Here is a 14,101-nt window from a genome sequence, read left to right as displayed (position 1 = left end):
TAGTTCTAACATATCATTTACTTTTTAAATATTCCACCAACGTTTGGTCCGATATTTGGACCTACTGGTGATACATTGTTTGGTAAAAACGGTGATACATTTGGTCCTGGTCCAAACGGTGATACATTCGGTCCTGGCCCAAATGGAGATATTTGATGACCGTGGTGATGATGATGATGATGACCATGGCCACACGGTCCACATCCGCCACCGAATCCTGGGTCGATTGGGTCCACAACATTTACATTTGAATTTGTTTGTGGGAAGAAGTTTTGGTTTTTAATTTGTTGATGATGTACATGTGTTGTATGTGTTGGGAAAATGTGTGGCACCACCGTTGTTGAAAAAGAGTGTGTTACGCATTGTTTCGTCGGATGAATGACAGGAGCAGTCGTACAAATAGGTCCTGTAGGCTTATGCCCTCCAAAGCAAGGATGACAATGATGCATAGTTTTTTCTCTCCTCTCTCGTTAAAAAAATCTGATTACACTTTACAGTATGAGAAAAGAGAGAAAGCCGTTTGTTATATATACCCATTTATTACAAGGAAATTTGTCTAGTCCTTTATTTCATTTACATTGTTTTTATAGACAATCCTTCAACATCACTTACCAAAAAAGCCTCCAACTTGCTTTACAATACCTGTCACTTGATTCATCGCATTCATCATTTGTCCAGCTGTATTCATCATTTTATTTACATCATAGTTACCATCTGATGTTTTAAATTGAGAAACAAAACTAGAAAACTGACTTGGCTGTTGTTGCTTTTGCTTACCCTGCGTCGGGTACGGTTGTTTTGGTGGATAAAACATCGCTTGTTGATTAGCATACGGAGATGGTGGTGGCATATAATATTGCGAATTCATATAAGGCTGCTGCTGTGGTTGATTCATGTATGGTTGCTGAGCTTGTGATTGTTGAGCTTGATTCACATAAGGTTGCTGCTGTTGTGGTTGTTGAGCTTGATTCACATAAGGTTGCTGCTGTTGTGGTTGTTGAGCTTGATTCATAAAGGACACTTCAAACGGTTGATAATAATTTTGATTTCCATAATAAGGCTCGAAAGGATACATATTATACCGTAAATATGTATCCTTATTATATTGGTACATATTTTGCTGTGCATATGGATTCGTTTGCTGATATAAGTTAGGTTGTTGAAACATGCATTCTCTCCTCCTTCACATAAGTTTCTACATATATAATATGTACCTATAAAATAATATGTGTGATGGAGTATCTGTCTATTTTTGTCGGAAGTTTAAATTTTTAAAAAATTAAAAAAGAAAACCCTTCCATGCTATGATAATGAAGAAGAAGATTCTCATGGGGGAGGAATCAACATGGTATTAGGGGATTTAAAACAAGCGTTTTCTCAAAAAAAGGGGTATTACACAGAGAATGCAAATGAATTATTAGACTTTGCGAGACATTGGTATCTCGAAGGAAAAATATGCATATCAGATTATCGAACATTAATAAAAGAATTAGAAATAAACGGCGCAACAAAACCTACAACAATGACAGAAGCATAAAAATAACAAGAGGGCTCTCCCTCTTGTTATTTACATTGCTCAACTATATTTTGCAAAGTATACGAAATGGCTTGGTGTGTTTCAAAGAATCGTTTACCTTTACCTTTATTTACAAAGCATTGCAACACATTCGTTTGTAAATTATCATATACTTGATCAATTTGCTGTACATGTATATATTTTGGCTTTTCTTCTTTAATCCACTTATAAGCTAATTCTTTCCACTTCTTTAATTCCTCATCTACCATATCTACAAACGGTTTCATATCCTTATAAAAGTCGTATTCGGTTAGTTCTCTCTTTTTTACATTCGCTTCATTATTATACTGCATGAGTTTTTCTGAAGACTGTATTAATGCTTCATTCTTCATTTCTTTCCCACCTTATTATGCACTCACTACGACGTTTTGAAATGTCTTTACCCAATTCCCTTTCTCTTCGTGATGCACTAATTTATTTTCCATATGTTCAATATGCATTTCTGTTATTTCTATCTTATTGCATATTTTTTCACTCGCATCCTTTAATGCATGATTCATTCTAATCCCTATATTCATTTCCAGCAAATCGAGAGAACTTAACATTTGATCCATTTTTTTCATTACATCTTCCTTCTGAACCATCGCCATATACAAAACGCCTCCTTCTTTGCTTTTCCTTTGTCATGTAATTTCGCCGAATGATTCACCACTCCTGCCCACATGACAAAACTAGTTGTTATTCGTCAAAGAAATCATTTCGTATGTCATTTATAGAAATGGTAACAATACAAAAAGGAGGTGTATTACAATGGCAAAGAACAAAAATGAAAAAAAGAAAAACCAAAACAAACAACAAAATAAACCCGAGACTGGCAATCCAAAGCTAGATGGTCCAAACTTCCCTGCTACATAAAGCGAGACTTTATTACGAACAGTTAAATTTCAAGTCACCCTTAATCTCCTACTAGCATTACGTTTTGAGATTAAAGTTGTAGCACACATAGCAGGATTGTTTCAAATTAAGAAGTCCCGTCTTCAAAATGGAAGACGGGACTTCTTTTTTATTATATCATGAACTCATCCATCCTTTTAGCAAAACGATTTGCGATAGATAGCCTATAGATTTGTTCTCTCTTTCTTCTATACCATTCTGTTATATTAACTTCCCCTTTAGGTTCTTCAGGTACAAATAGCACATTCATTTTCATATTTGCACAAAACCAATCTCTCATTTTTATTTCTTCATGCAAAATAACAGGATAAATATCTCTAAGTGTTGGCGTATAAGACTTTCGAGTTTCCTTTGCGTAAACTTCATAATCTTCTCTAGACCCAGTATGTGTAGTTTGCAATGCAAACTTATAAAACGAACCATTATAAATTGGATGAAACAATAACCATGCTAATTTTTTTCCTAGTTCTATGCGCTGTTGTAACGTTTCAAATTGATAAACCGAAAATCCATACATTCTTCCTTCAATTGTTGGGAAGATAACTGCACTAATATGAAGTCTTTCTTGCACTTTAAAAAGTGCAGTATGGAATACATGTTTTTTAAAATATGTGTTCTCAATGACTGGTTTTTGAATTTTATTTTGTTCATTTATAATAAGCGCTGTCATAAGCCTATTCATATCTCTTCTTTCCCAGAAAAGTAACCATTCTTTTTCCATAAAAATTGATACGTTGAAATATTGCAACAAATGAAAGAGAGGTGCACGTCTCTTCTTACTTTCCTCATACAATAATAGCTGAGGAAATGCATCTAAAAAAATAATCCAATTAGCCTGTTCGTACAGAATAAATAAATGTTTTTTTACTGTTCTAGGTAAAACAGTAGCATAATATCTCCCTTCTAAATCAGTCATATTCCAGCCCGCATTTCTCGAAACCATACTCGCTAAAAAGGCCCACCTGATTTCACTATTTCTTAAATAATATTCTTGATAAGATTGTGTCCGAGAAATATTGTCCACATTAGCTATTTCTGTTTTCTTTTTAATATTGTGAATGATTGCTTTTTCTTCCTCTGTACAAAAATTTTTTTCTCGATTTTGTTTCATTTTCATATAATCATTCCATGTAAACATAAATAAGTCATCATACCTTTCATCAAAAAGGTCACATCTTTTTTCATTTTTTGATATAATCACCTTTGTAAGTAATTCTTAGCAAGTTGGGGGTGGACACACTATGACCATTCGTTACCCAAATGGAAAAAGGTATAATCAAGCTTCACAACCTCAAAAAACACCTATAAAAACACATACTTATAGTAATAGAGGTATGTCCCTTGAAGAGGAATTAAATGAAACAAATCAATATTACTTAACCCATAATATTGCATGTGTACATAAAAAGCCTACACCTCTTCAAATTGTAAAAGTAGATTACCCCGCTCGAAGTGCTGCAGTGGTAAAAGAAGCGTATTTTAAACAACCTTCTACAACAGATTACAACGGTGTATACAAAGGGAAATACATCGATTTTGAAGCAAAGGAAACAAAAAATAAAACTAGTTTCCCACTTCAAAACTTCCACCTTCATCAAATTGAACATATGAAGCAAGTGGTTGCTCATAATGGAATTGCATTTGTTATTATTAAATTTACACTTTTTGATGAATTTTATTTACTAGATGCAAAACATATTATTGCATTTTGGAATCGTCAAAATACTGGTGGACGCAAGTCGATTACGAAAGAAGAAATAGAAGAGCATGGATCCTTATTATCATGCGGTTATCACCCTCGGATTGACTATATCCGTGTACTAGACATGGTTTATTTTTCGTGATAGAGTCATCACTAAGGCTCTTTTTTCGACTTTTGGGGGAGAGAATGAAAGGTAGGAGAAAGTATAATGTCAGATAATTATCGTTCTCGTACAGAACGAAATCATGTGAAAAATCAAGAGAAAAAAACACATAAAGAAGAAAAACCAAAGAAAAAAGGCTCCTTTTTCAAGAAATTTCTTATAGGTTGTCTACTTCTTGGTATCGTTGGTCTTGTAGCCGGCGTTTCCGCTTTCTTTGTTATGGTAAAGGATGCTCCAAAATTAGACAAAGCCAAACTTGTTAATCCTTTATCAACAAAGTTTCTTGATAAAAACGGGAATTTCTTCTATGAATACGGTGCTGAAAAACGAACACACGTTACTTATGATCAAATTCCAAAAGTAGTTGAAAATGCATTCCTTGCAACTGAGGATTCGCGTTTCTATGATCATAATGGAATTGATTTTAAACGAACTACAAAAGCAGTTATGGAAAATGTCACTGGTGGTTTCGGTTCCCAAGGTGGTAGTACGATTACACAGCAAGTCGTTAAAAACTACTTTCTAACGATGGACAAAACTGCTAAAAGAAAAGTACAAGAATGGTACTTATCTTACAAATTAGAGCAACAATACTCTAAACATGAGATTTTAGAAATGTACTTAAATAAGATTAATTTAGGTAACCGTTCATACGGTATTGCGACAGCAGCGCAAAAATATTATGGTAAAGATTTAAAAGACTTGCAATTACATGAAGCTGCTATGCTCGCTGGTTTACCCCAAGGTCCAAACATTTATGATCCAACAAAAAAGGAAAATGTTGAACGAGCAACAAATCGTCGTAATGTCGTATTATCATTAATGAATCGACATGGTTATATAACAAAAGAAGAAATGAATAACGCCGTTAAGATCCCAGTAACTGAGGGCCTTCAACCGTCTTCAGAAGTAACTGAGATGAAGTATCAAGCATTTTTAGATGCGGTTGTAAAAGAAGTTGAAAAAGAATATCCTGATGTAAATATCGGTTCAGATGGTTTAACGATTCATACAACACTTGATCAAGATGCTCAAGATTACGCTGAAAAAATTATGGATGGTAATCTTATTAAGTATCCAAACGATCAATTCCAAGGATCATTCGTATTTATGGATACACAATCTGGAGAAGTTCGAGCAATTGGTGCTGGACGTAAAGAAAATAAGTCCACTTTCAAAGGTCATAATATGGCAACTGATTTAAAACGCCAAGTTGGTTCAACAATGAAACCAATTTTCGACTACGGTCCAGCGATTGAGAATCTTCAATGGTCTACTTACCATCAATTAAATGACTCTGAATATACTTATTCGGATGGCACAAAGATTAAAAATGCTACAGGGAGTTTTAAAGGTGACGTTTCACTTCGTGAAGCATTGAAGAAGTCATTAAACATCCCGGCTTTAAAGACAGCTCAAACAGTTGGACTTAATAAATCAAAAGAGTTTGCTGAAGGTTTAGGCATGACATTTGAAAATGGAGTACATGAATCTACTGCAATTGGTAGTAACGATAGTTCTCCATTAGCAGTAGCAGGTGCATATGCAACCTTCGGTAATAGTGGTAACTATAATAAACCACACTTCGTAAAAGAAGTAACCTTCCCGGACGGGAAAAAGAAAAGCTTTAAACCGAAAGAACAACGCGCTATGCAAGACTATACAGCTTACATGGTAACTGACGTTCTTCGTGACGTAGTAAAACCTGGTTCTGGTGGTACAGGACCAACAGCATATGTTTCAGGTGTTGACGTAGCGGGTAAAACTGGAACGCAAAACTTTGATGCAAAAGATTTAAAGAAATACGGCATTCCAGCTGATGCAAACAGGGATAGCTGGTTCGCTGGATATACACCACAATATACGATGGCTGTATGGACGGGTTACGTAAAGAATGGTCCAGAAAACTACATTAGTGATCGTTATACTAAAATTGCACAGCAAATGTTCCAAGTAATGATGAGCAAATTCGCTACAGATAAATCACGCTTTGAACGTCCTTCTTCTGTACAAGAAATAAACGGAGAATTATACGTAAAAGGTGCGAAAAAAGATGCAATTAAACAAATTAAAGTAGATGCCCCTAGTGGTCTGAATGTCACTTTTGATGGCGCTAGCACAGTTACACTAAACTGGTCTGGACCAGCAGAAGTCGATGCATATGCAGCCAGCTATAAAGCAACTGATGGTTCAAGTGGTAGCCTATCAATAAGTGGTACGACAGCTACTCTTGGTGGTATTAAACCAGGTGTTACTTACAGCTTCTCTGTAGTAGCGAAAAAAGGCACTGGAACAAGCCCAGCAGTTGGTGCATCCTTCACTGCGCCTGGCGGAACTCCAGATGCGAAAAAAGCTGAAGAAGAGGCTAAGAAAAAGGCCGATGAAGAAGCTAAGAAAAAAGCTGATGAAGAAGCCCAGAAAAAGGCTAATGAAGATAAAGTAAAACAAGACGAAGCTAAGAAAAAGGCTGAAGAAGAGGCTAAGAAACAACAAGAACAACAGCAAGAACAACAACGTAAACAGCAAGAAGAAGCTCAAAAGAAAGCTGATGAGGAAGCTAGAAGAAAAGCTGAAGAAGAAGCTAAGAAGAAAGCTGAAGAAGAAGCTAAGAAGAAAGCTGAAGAAGAGGCCAAGAAAAAAGCTGAAGAAGAGGCTAAGAAACAACAAGAACAGCAACACCAAAATACCGGAGGAGATACACCTCACGCAGACGGTGCTGTTGTTACAACAGAGTCCTAATATACAAAAAAGAAGTCCGTTTCTCTTAACGAGAAGCGGACTTCTTTTTTGTTATCATTTTCTTTACATATAGCTTTTCTATTTCGATATACAACTGCGCTAATTGAATATAAGAATGATAATTACTCGGTTTCTTTATAATGAATGAATATCTTTCCATAAAATTAACAGGTTGCACTTTTAATTTATTCGTATTTATTTGCATTTCATTCAAACTATGAACAGGTTGTTCATTTAGCCAATAGACAACCGATAACAAGTGAGCTGCAAAAAGAATCATTGGTCCCTCAGCCTCTTGCTTATTTCTATTTCGAAACAGTATAGCAATGTCTTCATGCTTATTTTTCCATACATTCAACATCGCTGGAATGCTGTTTTCAATTTCCTTCCACGGCTCATACTGTCTTTCAATATCAAATATAAAGTAAGTATTTTGTATTATCTCTTCAAAAGAATTGTCTGTATGATACTTAATTAAATTTACACTTTCTTTAAAAAATGGTAAACAGTGAAATTCTTTCGGTATTTCTATAACTCGCTCCATCCTTTATTTCACCTTCATTCGCTTCTTTCCTTCACGACATACTTCTAACAGTCTGCACTCCTCACATTGCGGTCGTTGTGCTTTACAGTGATAACGTCCAAAGAAAATCATACGATGATGTGTAACTCCCCACTCATCCATCGGTACTTTCTTCATTAATGTTTTTTCTACTTCTAACACCGAATCTTTCCATCTACAAATCGCTAACCGTTTACTCACTCTTTCTACATGCGTATCAACAGCAATTGCCGGGATGCCATACGCTACCGAAACAACTACATTTGCTGTTTTTCTCCCTACTCCTGGTAATTTCGTCAACTCGTCACGGTCTTCTGGAACTTTTCCATTGTAATCATCCAGCAACATCTGACACAATTTTTGAATGTTTTTTGCTTTATTTCTATACAACCCAATAGAACGTATATCTTGTTGTAACTCTTCCAAAGATACACTTAAATAATCTTCTGGTGTTTTATATTTTTGAAATAAATTTTTCGTCACTTTATTTACAAGTGCATCTGTACATTGTGCAGATAGTGCCACCGCGATTACTAATTCAAAAGGATTCTCATGAATTAATTCACAATGTGCTTCTGGATACATATCCGCCATTGTGTCTAAACAATAGCGAATTTGCGTTTTATTTAACATATACTTCCTCCTATATTACTGCTCCAACCAATTATAAAAAGGCACTTTTCCAGTAAATTTCGTCTCTTGTTTTGTCATTTGTTGTGCTCTTTGTTGATTCGCTCTAAATTTTTGACCTTGATTTTGAGCCTGATCTACCGTTTTAATTCCATTCTTTTTCCACTCAAATAAAATACGATCAATATATCGGAAATTTAGTTTTCCACTCATTACAGCTTCTCTAAGAGCCGCTTGAATTAAATTTGGATGATGTTGATCTTGGTCCTCCCACATTCCTAACGTTTCACATTCGAACGGCGAAAGTGGTCTTCCAAATTCTTTTTCAAATACTGTATATAAATTTACTTGCAGCTGTTTTTTTTCTTTTTGCTCTTCCTCTATTGATTCATCCATTAAGAAATGTAATATTTTTTCCCATAACGGTTGTAAAGAATAACTTTCGCACATCATCGCTTCTGATCTTTGTCCACCTTCTAGTGATAAAAACCCTTTTTGAATCAATGCTTGAATTACTTCCATACATTTCATTTCCGTTATCGTCATCCGTTCAGAAATCTCTGATGGAGTCGGAAACGAATTACCTGATTCTAAAAATGTGTGTACATGAAGTACGACCATAAATTCCGTCTCATTTAAACCTAATTTTTTATAATGCATCATAAGTAATTTTGGAATTGCAATGCTTCCCTGCTCAAACCACTGTAACATCATTTTCTTTTTCATCACCAAACACCTCGCTCTCTAGTATAACACACCTTTAGCTATTTCTTTTTGCCACAATTCGTCAAAAAAACCTCCCTATTAATGGGGAGGTTTTTTATATTACATGAATGAAATATAAAATTAAGCTTGCACTTTACTTTTCATAAATGTATGGATACGCTCTAATGCTTTCTCTACTTGTTCAAGAGATGTCGCATATGATAAGCGAACATTATTTGGAGCACCAAATCCTGTACCTGGTACAAGAGCCACTTTTTCCTCTTCTAATAGAGCTTTTGCCCAATCATCAACTGTTGCATATCCTGATAAAGCTACAGCTTCTTTTACGTTAGGGAATAAGTAAAATGCACCTTGCGGTTTAATGCAAGTAAAGCCAGGGATTTGAATTAATTTATCATAAATGATGTTTAATCTCTCTTCAAAGGCTTGACGCATTGTTTCCACAGGTTCTTGTGAGCCTGCATATGCCGCAATTGCGCCGTATTGAGCGATTGAAGTAGGGTTTGACGTACTATGACTCGCTAAGTTCGTCATCGCTTTAATAAGCTGCTTATTTCCTGCAGCATATCCAATACGCCATCCTGTCATAGAATGAGATTTAGATACACCATTAATAATAAGTGTTTGTTCTTTTAATGCATTAGAAAGCTGGGCAATTGAAGTATATTCTACGCCACCATAAATTAATTTCTCATAAATTTCATCAGAAACGATTAAAATATCATGTTCTAAACATACTTCTCCAAGCTGTTGTAATTCTTCTTTGCTATAAATCATTCCTGTTGGATTGCTCGGTGAATTAATAATAACTGCTTTCGTTTTCTCTGTAATTGCCTCACGCAGCTGCTTTGCTGTAATTTTGTACTCATTGTCTTCTAAACCTTCTACATAAACCGGCTTACCGCCAGCAAGCTTTACTTGCTCTGGATAGCTTACCCAGTAAGGAGTTGGGATGATAACTTCATCTCCCTCATCAAGTAATACTTGGAATAATGTATACAATGCATGCTTTGCACCATTACATACAATAATTTCAGATGGATCATACGCAATACCTTGATCGCGAGTAAATTTCTTCACAATTTCTTGTTTTAACGATTGTAATCCACCTGTTGGTGTATACTTCGTATGCCCTTCTAACATCGCTTTATGTGCAGCATCCATAATATGCTCTGGTGTATTAAAGTCAGGTTCCCCTGCCCCTAATGCAATTACATCATGACCCTCTGCTTTTAATGCTTGTGCCTTTGCTGTAATTTCTAAAGTTGAAGACGGTGTTAAAGCAGCTACTCGCTTTGCTAATTTCATTTGTAGTTCCCCCTACATCTATTTTTCAATGCTATATCGTCTTAAAAATTTTCCATCTTTAAATTCAAGATAGTAATAACTATAACGATTGTCATCATCAATATATGTAACTTCCCATAGTGGTACATCATTTTCAAAGCCTAATTTCACTTTCATAATCTCTTTCGGCTTACTTTTTGATTCCTTACTTTCATTGCCGACTTGCTCTATTGTTCTTTGTATAGCCTCTTTTTCAGAAATACCTTCGCTCTTTTTCCTTACTACAGTATCCCCTTTTTTCTCAGGCACCCAAACGATAAGTTGTTCTCCCTTTTCATCTGTACCTTGCACGACTATATATGCAGATTTTCCGTTGTAATAATCAACAGATTTCACCTTTGTAAGCTTTGCTTTTTCTTTAGCAATTTCTACAAATTTCGACTCTTTTGGAATTTTCTTTCCCATCGCTTTATTATAAACATACGCCCCATATATTCCGCTAGCAACGATAACAATAATGATTGCAAAGATCCACTTTTTCATCGTATCACTACGTTCTGTAAATCGTAAATACAGCTGTTTCTTTATCTTTTTCGTCTAATGCTAGTCCGAACATGAGGTCCTGCTCTTTTAACGTACGATTTAAACTATCAACAATTTTATACAAATCCGACGAATATTTAATACGCGTCGTTGATAGTACTTCGATTTTCTTCTCCATGAAAAAACTCCTCCGTTACACAAAAATTTCTAATTATAGAAGAACGCAATGCGGTTACAATAAGAGTACATTCTTTACAACCCCTGCTTCATCACCCATCTATTATAGCAGGACATGTACAGCAAAAAAAGGTTTCAAGTCGAAAACCAACACATTTTGTATACAAGAAGTAAGAAAAATAAAATTCCTCCTACCCACATTTTTTACGCCTGAAGTTTATAAGTACTTCAGGCGTATTTTTCTTCCATTTTTATTCATTTGGTGGTTCTTCTAATTGTACTAACAATTCTTCTAATGGCCCTTCATAAAGAGGTACGTTAGGAATCGATTGTAGAAATCGTTTTCCATAGGAAGAACTCGTCAAACGACGATCTAACACTACTACCGTTCCTGTATCTGTATTCGTTCGAATTAAGCGGCCGAATCCTTGTTTGAAACGTAATATTGCTTGTGGAAGCGCTAATTTAGCAAATACATCTTCACCTTGATTTTTTAGCCACTCACCTTTCGCTTCCATCATCGGCTGATGAGGAGGTGTAAATGGTAGACGGACTATAACAAGACAACTTAAGGCATCTCCTGGAATATCTATTCCTTCCCAGAAACTGCTCGTCCCTAATAAAATTGATTTGTCGAATTCTTGAAACTTTCGAATTAAGCGGCTTCGACTTCTATTATTCACACTTTGGGTCAGTAATAAATACCCCTCTAATTCATCATTATTTTTTAAATTCGCATACGCTTCTTTTAACATTTCATACGAAGTGAATAAAACGAGCATTCTGCCTTTTGTGGCTTTCGCTATCTTTGCAATATGTTCCGATACAGATTCAATATATCGCTCATTACTTACTTGCTTAATAAAAGGTACATCCGTTGACACCATTAATTTCATCTGTTCATCATAACGAAATGGCGACGGAACCTTTAAAGTATTTGGAGCGAAATCATGTAAACCAAGTTCCTCTTTTATATAATCAAACGTATCGTTAACTGTTAGTGTTGCGGATGTAAAAATAACACTCTTTTTTTCTGTTAAAAATTCATCAGCAAATCTTTCACCAATATGAACAGGCTGTGCATATAGAACTGTTGAATGAATCGTACCTTTCGTTTCAGTCTCCATCCAAGTTACATACGAATTCTTTTCTAATACGAGTAACTGTAATGATTCTGCCATCTTTCTCAGCAACTCAATTAAATGCATAAATTCACCTGTTACAACATGCATTTCCCATTCTAACTTACTTTGCAATATATCCACTTGCTTCTCAAGAGCAGTTACTACCCTTCTTAATTCATATATAAAACGATTTGTTAATTCGACGATACTATCCCACAACTTACCTTTTTCTAGTTCTGCGTTATACCTATAGATGAGCGGCATATTATTCGTTCCTTGCTCTTGCTTTGTTTGTTTAAATATAAAAGTACGTAACATTTGGAAGAGTTCATCCGCATCAAACTTAAGTTCCTTCAAACTATAACTTATCATACGGAAAGTTGAACGAGATGCTTGCTCTGATTTTTTCATCATTTTATATACTTTGGAGAGTACATCTTCTGTTTCTAGTGTCCCAAGACGAGATATAACCAATTGAAAATACATACAAGAGAACTGTTCACCCAATGTTCTACTCGCGGCTTCTTCAATATGGTGAGCTTCATCAAAAATAATATGTTCGCATGAAGCAAACAACGGTTCTTCACTTGAAAAATCTTGAAATAATAACGCATGATTTGTAATAACGATATCTGCAAATAAAGCTTTATTCTTCGCTCGCTGGTAAAAACAACGACTAAACCAATTACTTTGCATACCGCCTGGACTATACGCATCGCTACAAATACGATTCCAAAGTAACTTTCCGCCCTCAGGAATATTTAATTCGTCTCGATCACCTGTTTCAGTTTGCAATAGCCAAACTAAAATCTTCGCCTTTGTAAGTGCCATATCATAATTTTTTTCTTCCTCTTGCAAAGCATACTCAAATTTATGTAAGCATAAATAATGCTTTCTTCCTTTTAGAAGAGCTGCCTCAAATGAAAATGGCATTATTTTTTGTAATAACGGAATTTCTTTTTCTAATATTTGTTGTTGGAGTTGTACCGTTTGTGTACTTATAATGACAGGTTCTTCTTTTCTCTTTGCAAAATAAAGACTAGGAAGCAAATAAGCGAGAGTCTTTCCTGTTCCTGTACCGGCTTCAATTAGTGAAAAACGAGAATCTCTTAACGCCGTATATATCTCTTTCATCATCAGTTGTTGACTTTCTCTTCTTTCAAACTTTGGCATATGTGATTCCAATTTATCCATCGTTTTATTCAAGAAAGCATCAAACTTTGATGAACACGTTTCTCCAAGGTTTAAGGAATAGTTCCGCTTTTTCAGCGCAATATTTCGATGTATTTCATACTCCGCTATATCTTCTTTACCGTGCATTACTTTCTTTAAAATATTTTCAGAAAGCACATCAGCTATATCGCTTTGGAACACATCACTTAATTCATAAAGCGATTGCAACGTGACAAGTGGTAACTTTACAATTTCATTTAAAAATTGTAAAAATAATTCCGCTGTTGCAAGAGCATCACTATCCGCACGATGTGGTTGATCGTGCTCTAGTTCATGCTTCTTAGCTAAATCACGTAATTTATAACTATCGGCTGTCGGCAAAAGAATTTGAGCCAATTCAACCGTGTCGATTTTCGGACAATGTATTTCTGTATATCCAGCTTGCCTTAATTCTTCATTTAAAAAATTCCAATCAAAGTGAACATTATGCGCAACGAAAGCCGCACCTTGTAATAGCTCAACAATCATCGGGGCTACATCTTGAAATAACGGGGCTTGTTTTACAAGACTTTCATCAATCCCTGTTAATTCTGTAATAAATGGTGGGATCTCTCTCTTTGGATTAACAAAAGACGAAAAAATCTCCAATATCTCTCCATCTTCTACTACAACAGCTGCAATTTGGGTAATTTTATCCTTCCCATCTTTCCAGGAGTTCCCTGTCGTCTCTAAATCAACAACGACATAACGCTTACTCATATATGTAACACCTCAATTTCTTACCTTTCAAACAACAATAATTTAT

The 14,101-nt window shown here is 35.3% G+C and carries 16 protein-coding genes; 4 read left to right on the top strand and 12 right to left on the bottom strand.

Annotated elements, in window-relative coordinates; translation table 11 throughout:
* Nucleotides 1–17: 17 nt before the first annotated feature.
* Both V7S45_RS07665 and V7S45_RS07660 read right to left on the bottom strand, forming a co-directional pair.
* Complete coding sequence (locus V7S45_RS07665) at nucleotides 18–449, bottom strand: CotD family spore coat protein (protein ID WP_000546272.1); 432 nt, start codon at nucleotides 447–449, stop codon at nucleotides 18–20.
* Between the two features lie 155 nt (nucleotides 450–604).
* Nucleotides 605–1,168 carry a YppG family protein gene (locus tag V7S45_RS07660; protein ID WP_342761714.1) on the bottom strand — a complete coding sequence of 188 codons (564 nt, stop codon included), beginning with the start codon at nucleotides 1,166–1,168 and terminating at the stop codon, nucleotides 605–607.
* Nucleotides 1,169–1,345: 177 nt separating this feature from the next.
* Between V7S45_RS07660 and V7S45_RS07655 the strand changes: the two genes are divergently transcribed.
* Nucleotides 1,346–1,537 carry a YppF family protein gene (locus V7S45_RS07655; RefSeq protein WP_242272615.1) on the top strand — a complete coding sequence of 64 codons (192 nt, stop codon included), beginning with the start codon at nucleotides 1,346–1,348 and terminating at the stop codon, nucleotides 1,535–1,537.
* 26 nt (nucleotides 1,538–1,563) lie between these two features.
* Here the strand turns inward: V7S45_RS07655 and V7S45_RS07650 are convergent, their stop codons facing one another.
* Nucleotides 1,564–1,908 carry a YppE family protein gene (locus V7S45_RS07650; RefSeq protein WP_000786939.1) on the bottom strand — a complete coding sequence of 115 codons (345 nt, stop codon included), beginning with the start codon at nucleotides 1,906–1,908 and terminating at the stop codon, nucleotides 1,564–1,566.
* 15 nt (nucleotides 1,909–1,923) lie between these two features.
* Nucleotides 1,924–2,166 carry a hypothetical protein gene (locus tag V7S45_RS07645; RefSeq protein WP_001252036.1) on the bottom strand — a complete coding sequence of 81 codons (243 nt, stop codon included), beginning with the start codon at nucleotides 2,164–2,166 and terminating at the stop codon, nucleotides 1,924–1,926.
* 85 nt (nucleotides 2,167–2,251) lie between these two features.
* On the opposite strand from V7S45_RS07645, the gene V7S45_RS07640 reads away from it, so the two are divergent.
* Nucleotides 2,252–2,431, top strand: a complete 180-nt coding sequence (locus V7S45_RS07640; RefSeq protein ID WP_001987054.1) for a hypothetical protein — start codon at nucleotides 2,252–2,254, stop codon at nucleotides 2,429–2,431.
* A 151-nt stretch (nucleotides 2,432–2,582) separates the two neighbouring features.
* On the opposite strand, the gene V7S45_RS07635 is transcribed toward V7S45_RS07640, so the two are convergent.
* Nucleotides 2,583–3,608 carry a DUF2515 domain-containing protein gene (locus tag V7S45_RS07635; RefSeq protein WP_000495658.1) on the bottom strand — a complete coding sequence of 342 codons (1,026 nt, stop codon included), beginning with the start codon at nucleotides 3,606–3,608 and terminating at the stop codon, nucleotides 2,583–2,585.
* Nucleotides 3,609–3,711: 103 nt separating this feature from the next.
* Here V7S45_RS07635 and recU point away from each other — a divergent pair, with 103 nt between their 5' ends.
* The gene (recU, locus tag V7S45_RS07630; protein ID WP_000155598.1) at nucleotides 3,712–4,314 is read left to right on the top strand and encodes a Holliday junction resolvase RecU; all 603 of its coding nucleotides are present in this window, start codon (nucleotides 3,712–3,714) and stop codon (nucleotides 4,312–4,314) included.
* A 66-nt stretch (nucleotides 4,315–4,380) separates the two neighbouring features.
* Nucleotides 4,381–7,074, top strand: coding sequence for a PBP1A family penicillin-binding protein (locus V7S45_RS07625; RefSeq protein ID WP_001283092.1), 2,694 nt, complete (start codon nucleotides 4,381–4,383; stop codon nucleotides 7,072–7,074).
* A 25-nt stretch (nucleotides 7,075–7,099) separates the two neighbouring features.
* On the opposite strand, the gene V7S45_RS07620 is transcribed toward V7S45_RS07625, so the two are convergent.
* The 7 genes from V7S45_RS07620 to dinG form a co-directional block, all read right to left on the bottom strand.
* Nucleotides 7,100–7,618, bottom strand: a complete 519-nt coding sequence (locus tag V7S45_RS07620) for a YpoC family protein (protein WP_000442650.1) — start codon at nucleotides 7,616–7,618, stop codon at nucleotides 7,100–7,102.
* Between the two features lie 3 nt (nucleotides 7,619–7,621).
* Nucleotides 7,622–8,269, bottom strand: coding sequence for an endonuclease III (gene nth / locus V7S45_RS07615; protein WP_000933030.1), 648 nt, complete (start codon nucleotides 8,267–8,269; stop codon nucleotides 7,622–7,624).
* 15 nt (nucleotides 8,270–8,284) lie between these two features.
* Nucleotides 8,285–8,992: a DNA replication protein DnaD gene (gene dnaD, locus V7S45_RS07610; RefSeq protein ID WP_000728542.1), complete on the bottom strand. Its 708-nt coding sequence runs from the start codon at nucleotides 8,990–8,992 to the stop codon at nucleotides 8,285–8,287.
* Between the two features lie 120 nt (nucleotides 8,993–9,112).
* Nucleotides 9,113–10,300, bottom strand: coding sequence for an aspartate transaminase AspB (gene aspB / locus V7S45_RS07605; protein WP_000761560.1), 1,188 nt, complete (start codon nucleotides 10,298–10,300; stop codon nucleotides 9,113–9,115).
* Between the two features lie 18 nt (nucleotides 10,301–10,318).
* A complete protein-coding gene (locus tag V7S45_RS07600; protein ID WP_000758739.1) occupies nucleotides 10,319–10,822 on the bottom strand; it encodes a DUF5590 domain-containing protein in 504 nt (167 codons plus the stop codon).
* A 7-nt stretch (nucleotides 10,823–10,829) separates the two neighbouring features.
* Nucleotides 10,830–11,000: a YpmA family protein gene (locus V7S45_RS07595; protein ID WP_000412179.1), complete on the bottom strand. Its 171-nt coding sequence runs from the start codon at nucleotides 10,998–11,000 to the stop codon at nucleotides 10,830–10,832.
* Nucleotides 11,001–11,250: 250 nt separating this feature from the next.
* The gene (dinG, locus tag V7S45_RS07590; protein ID WP_342761713.1) at nucleotides 11,251–14,055 is read right to left on the bottom strand and encodes an ATP-dependent DNA helicase DinG; all 2,805 of its coding nucleotides are present in this window, start codon (nucleotides 14,053–14,055) and stop codon (nucleotides 11,251–11,253) included.
* Nucleotides 14,056–14,101 lie beyond the last annotated feature (46 nt).

It is taken from the genome of Bacillus sp. BR3(2024) (assembly GCF_039134555.1).
GTDB classification, from domain to species: domain Bacteria; phylum Bacillota; class Bacilli; order Bacillales; family Bacillaceae_G; genus Bacillus_A; species Bacillus_A cereus.
This window is presented reverse-complemented; position numbering and strand designations above follow the sequence as displayed.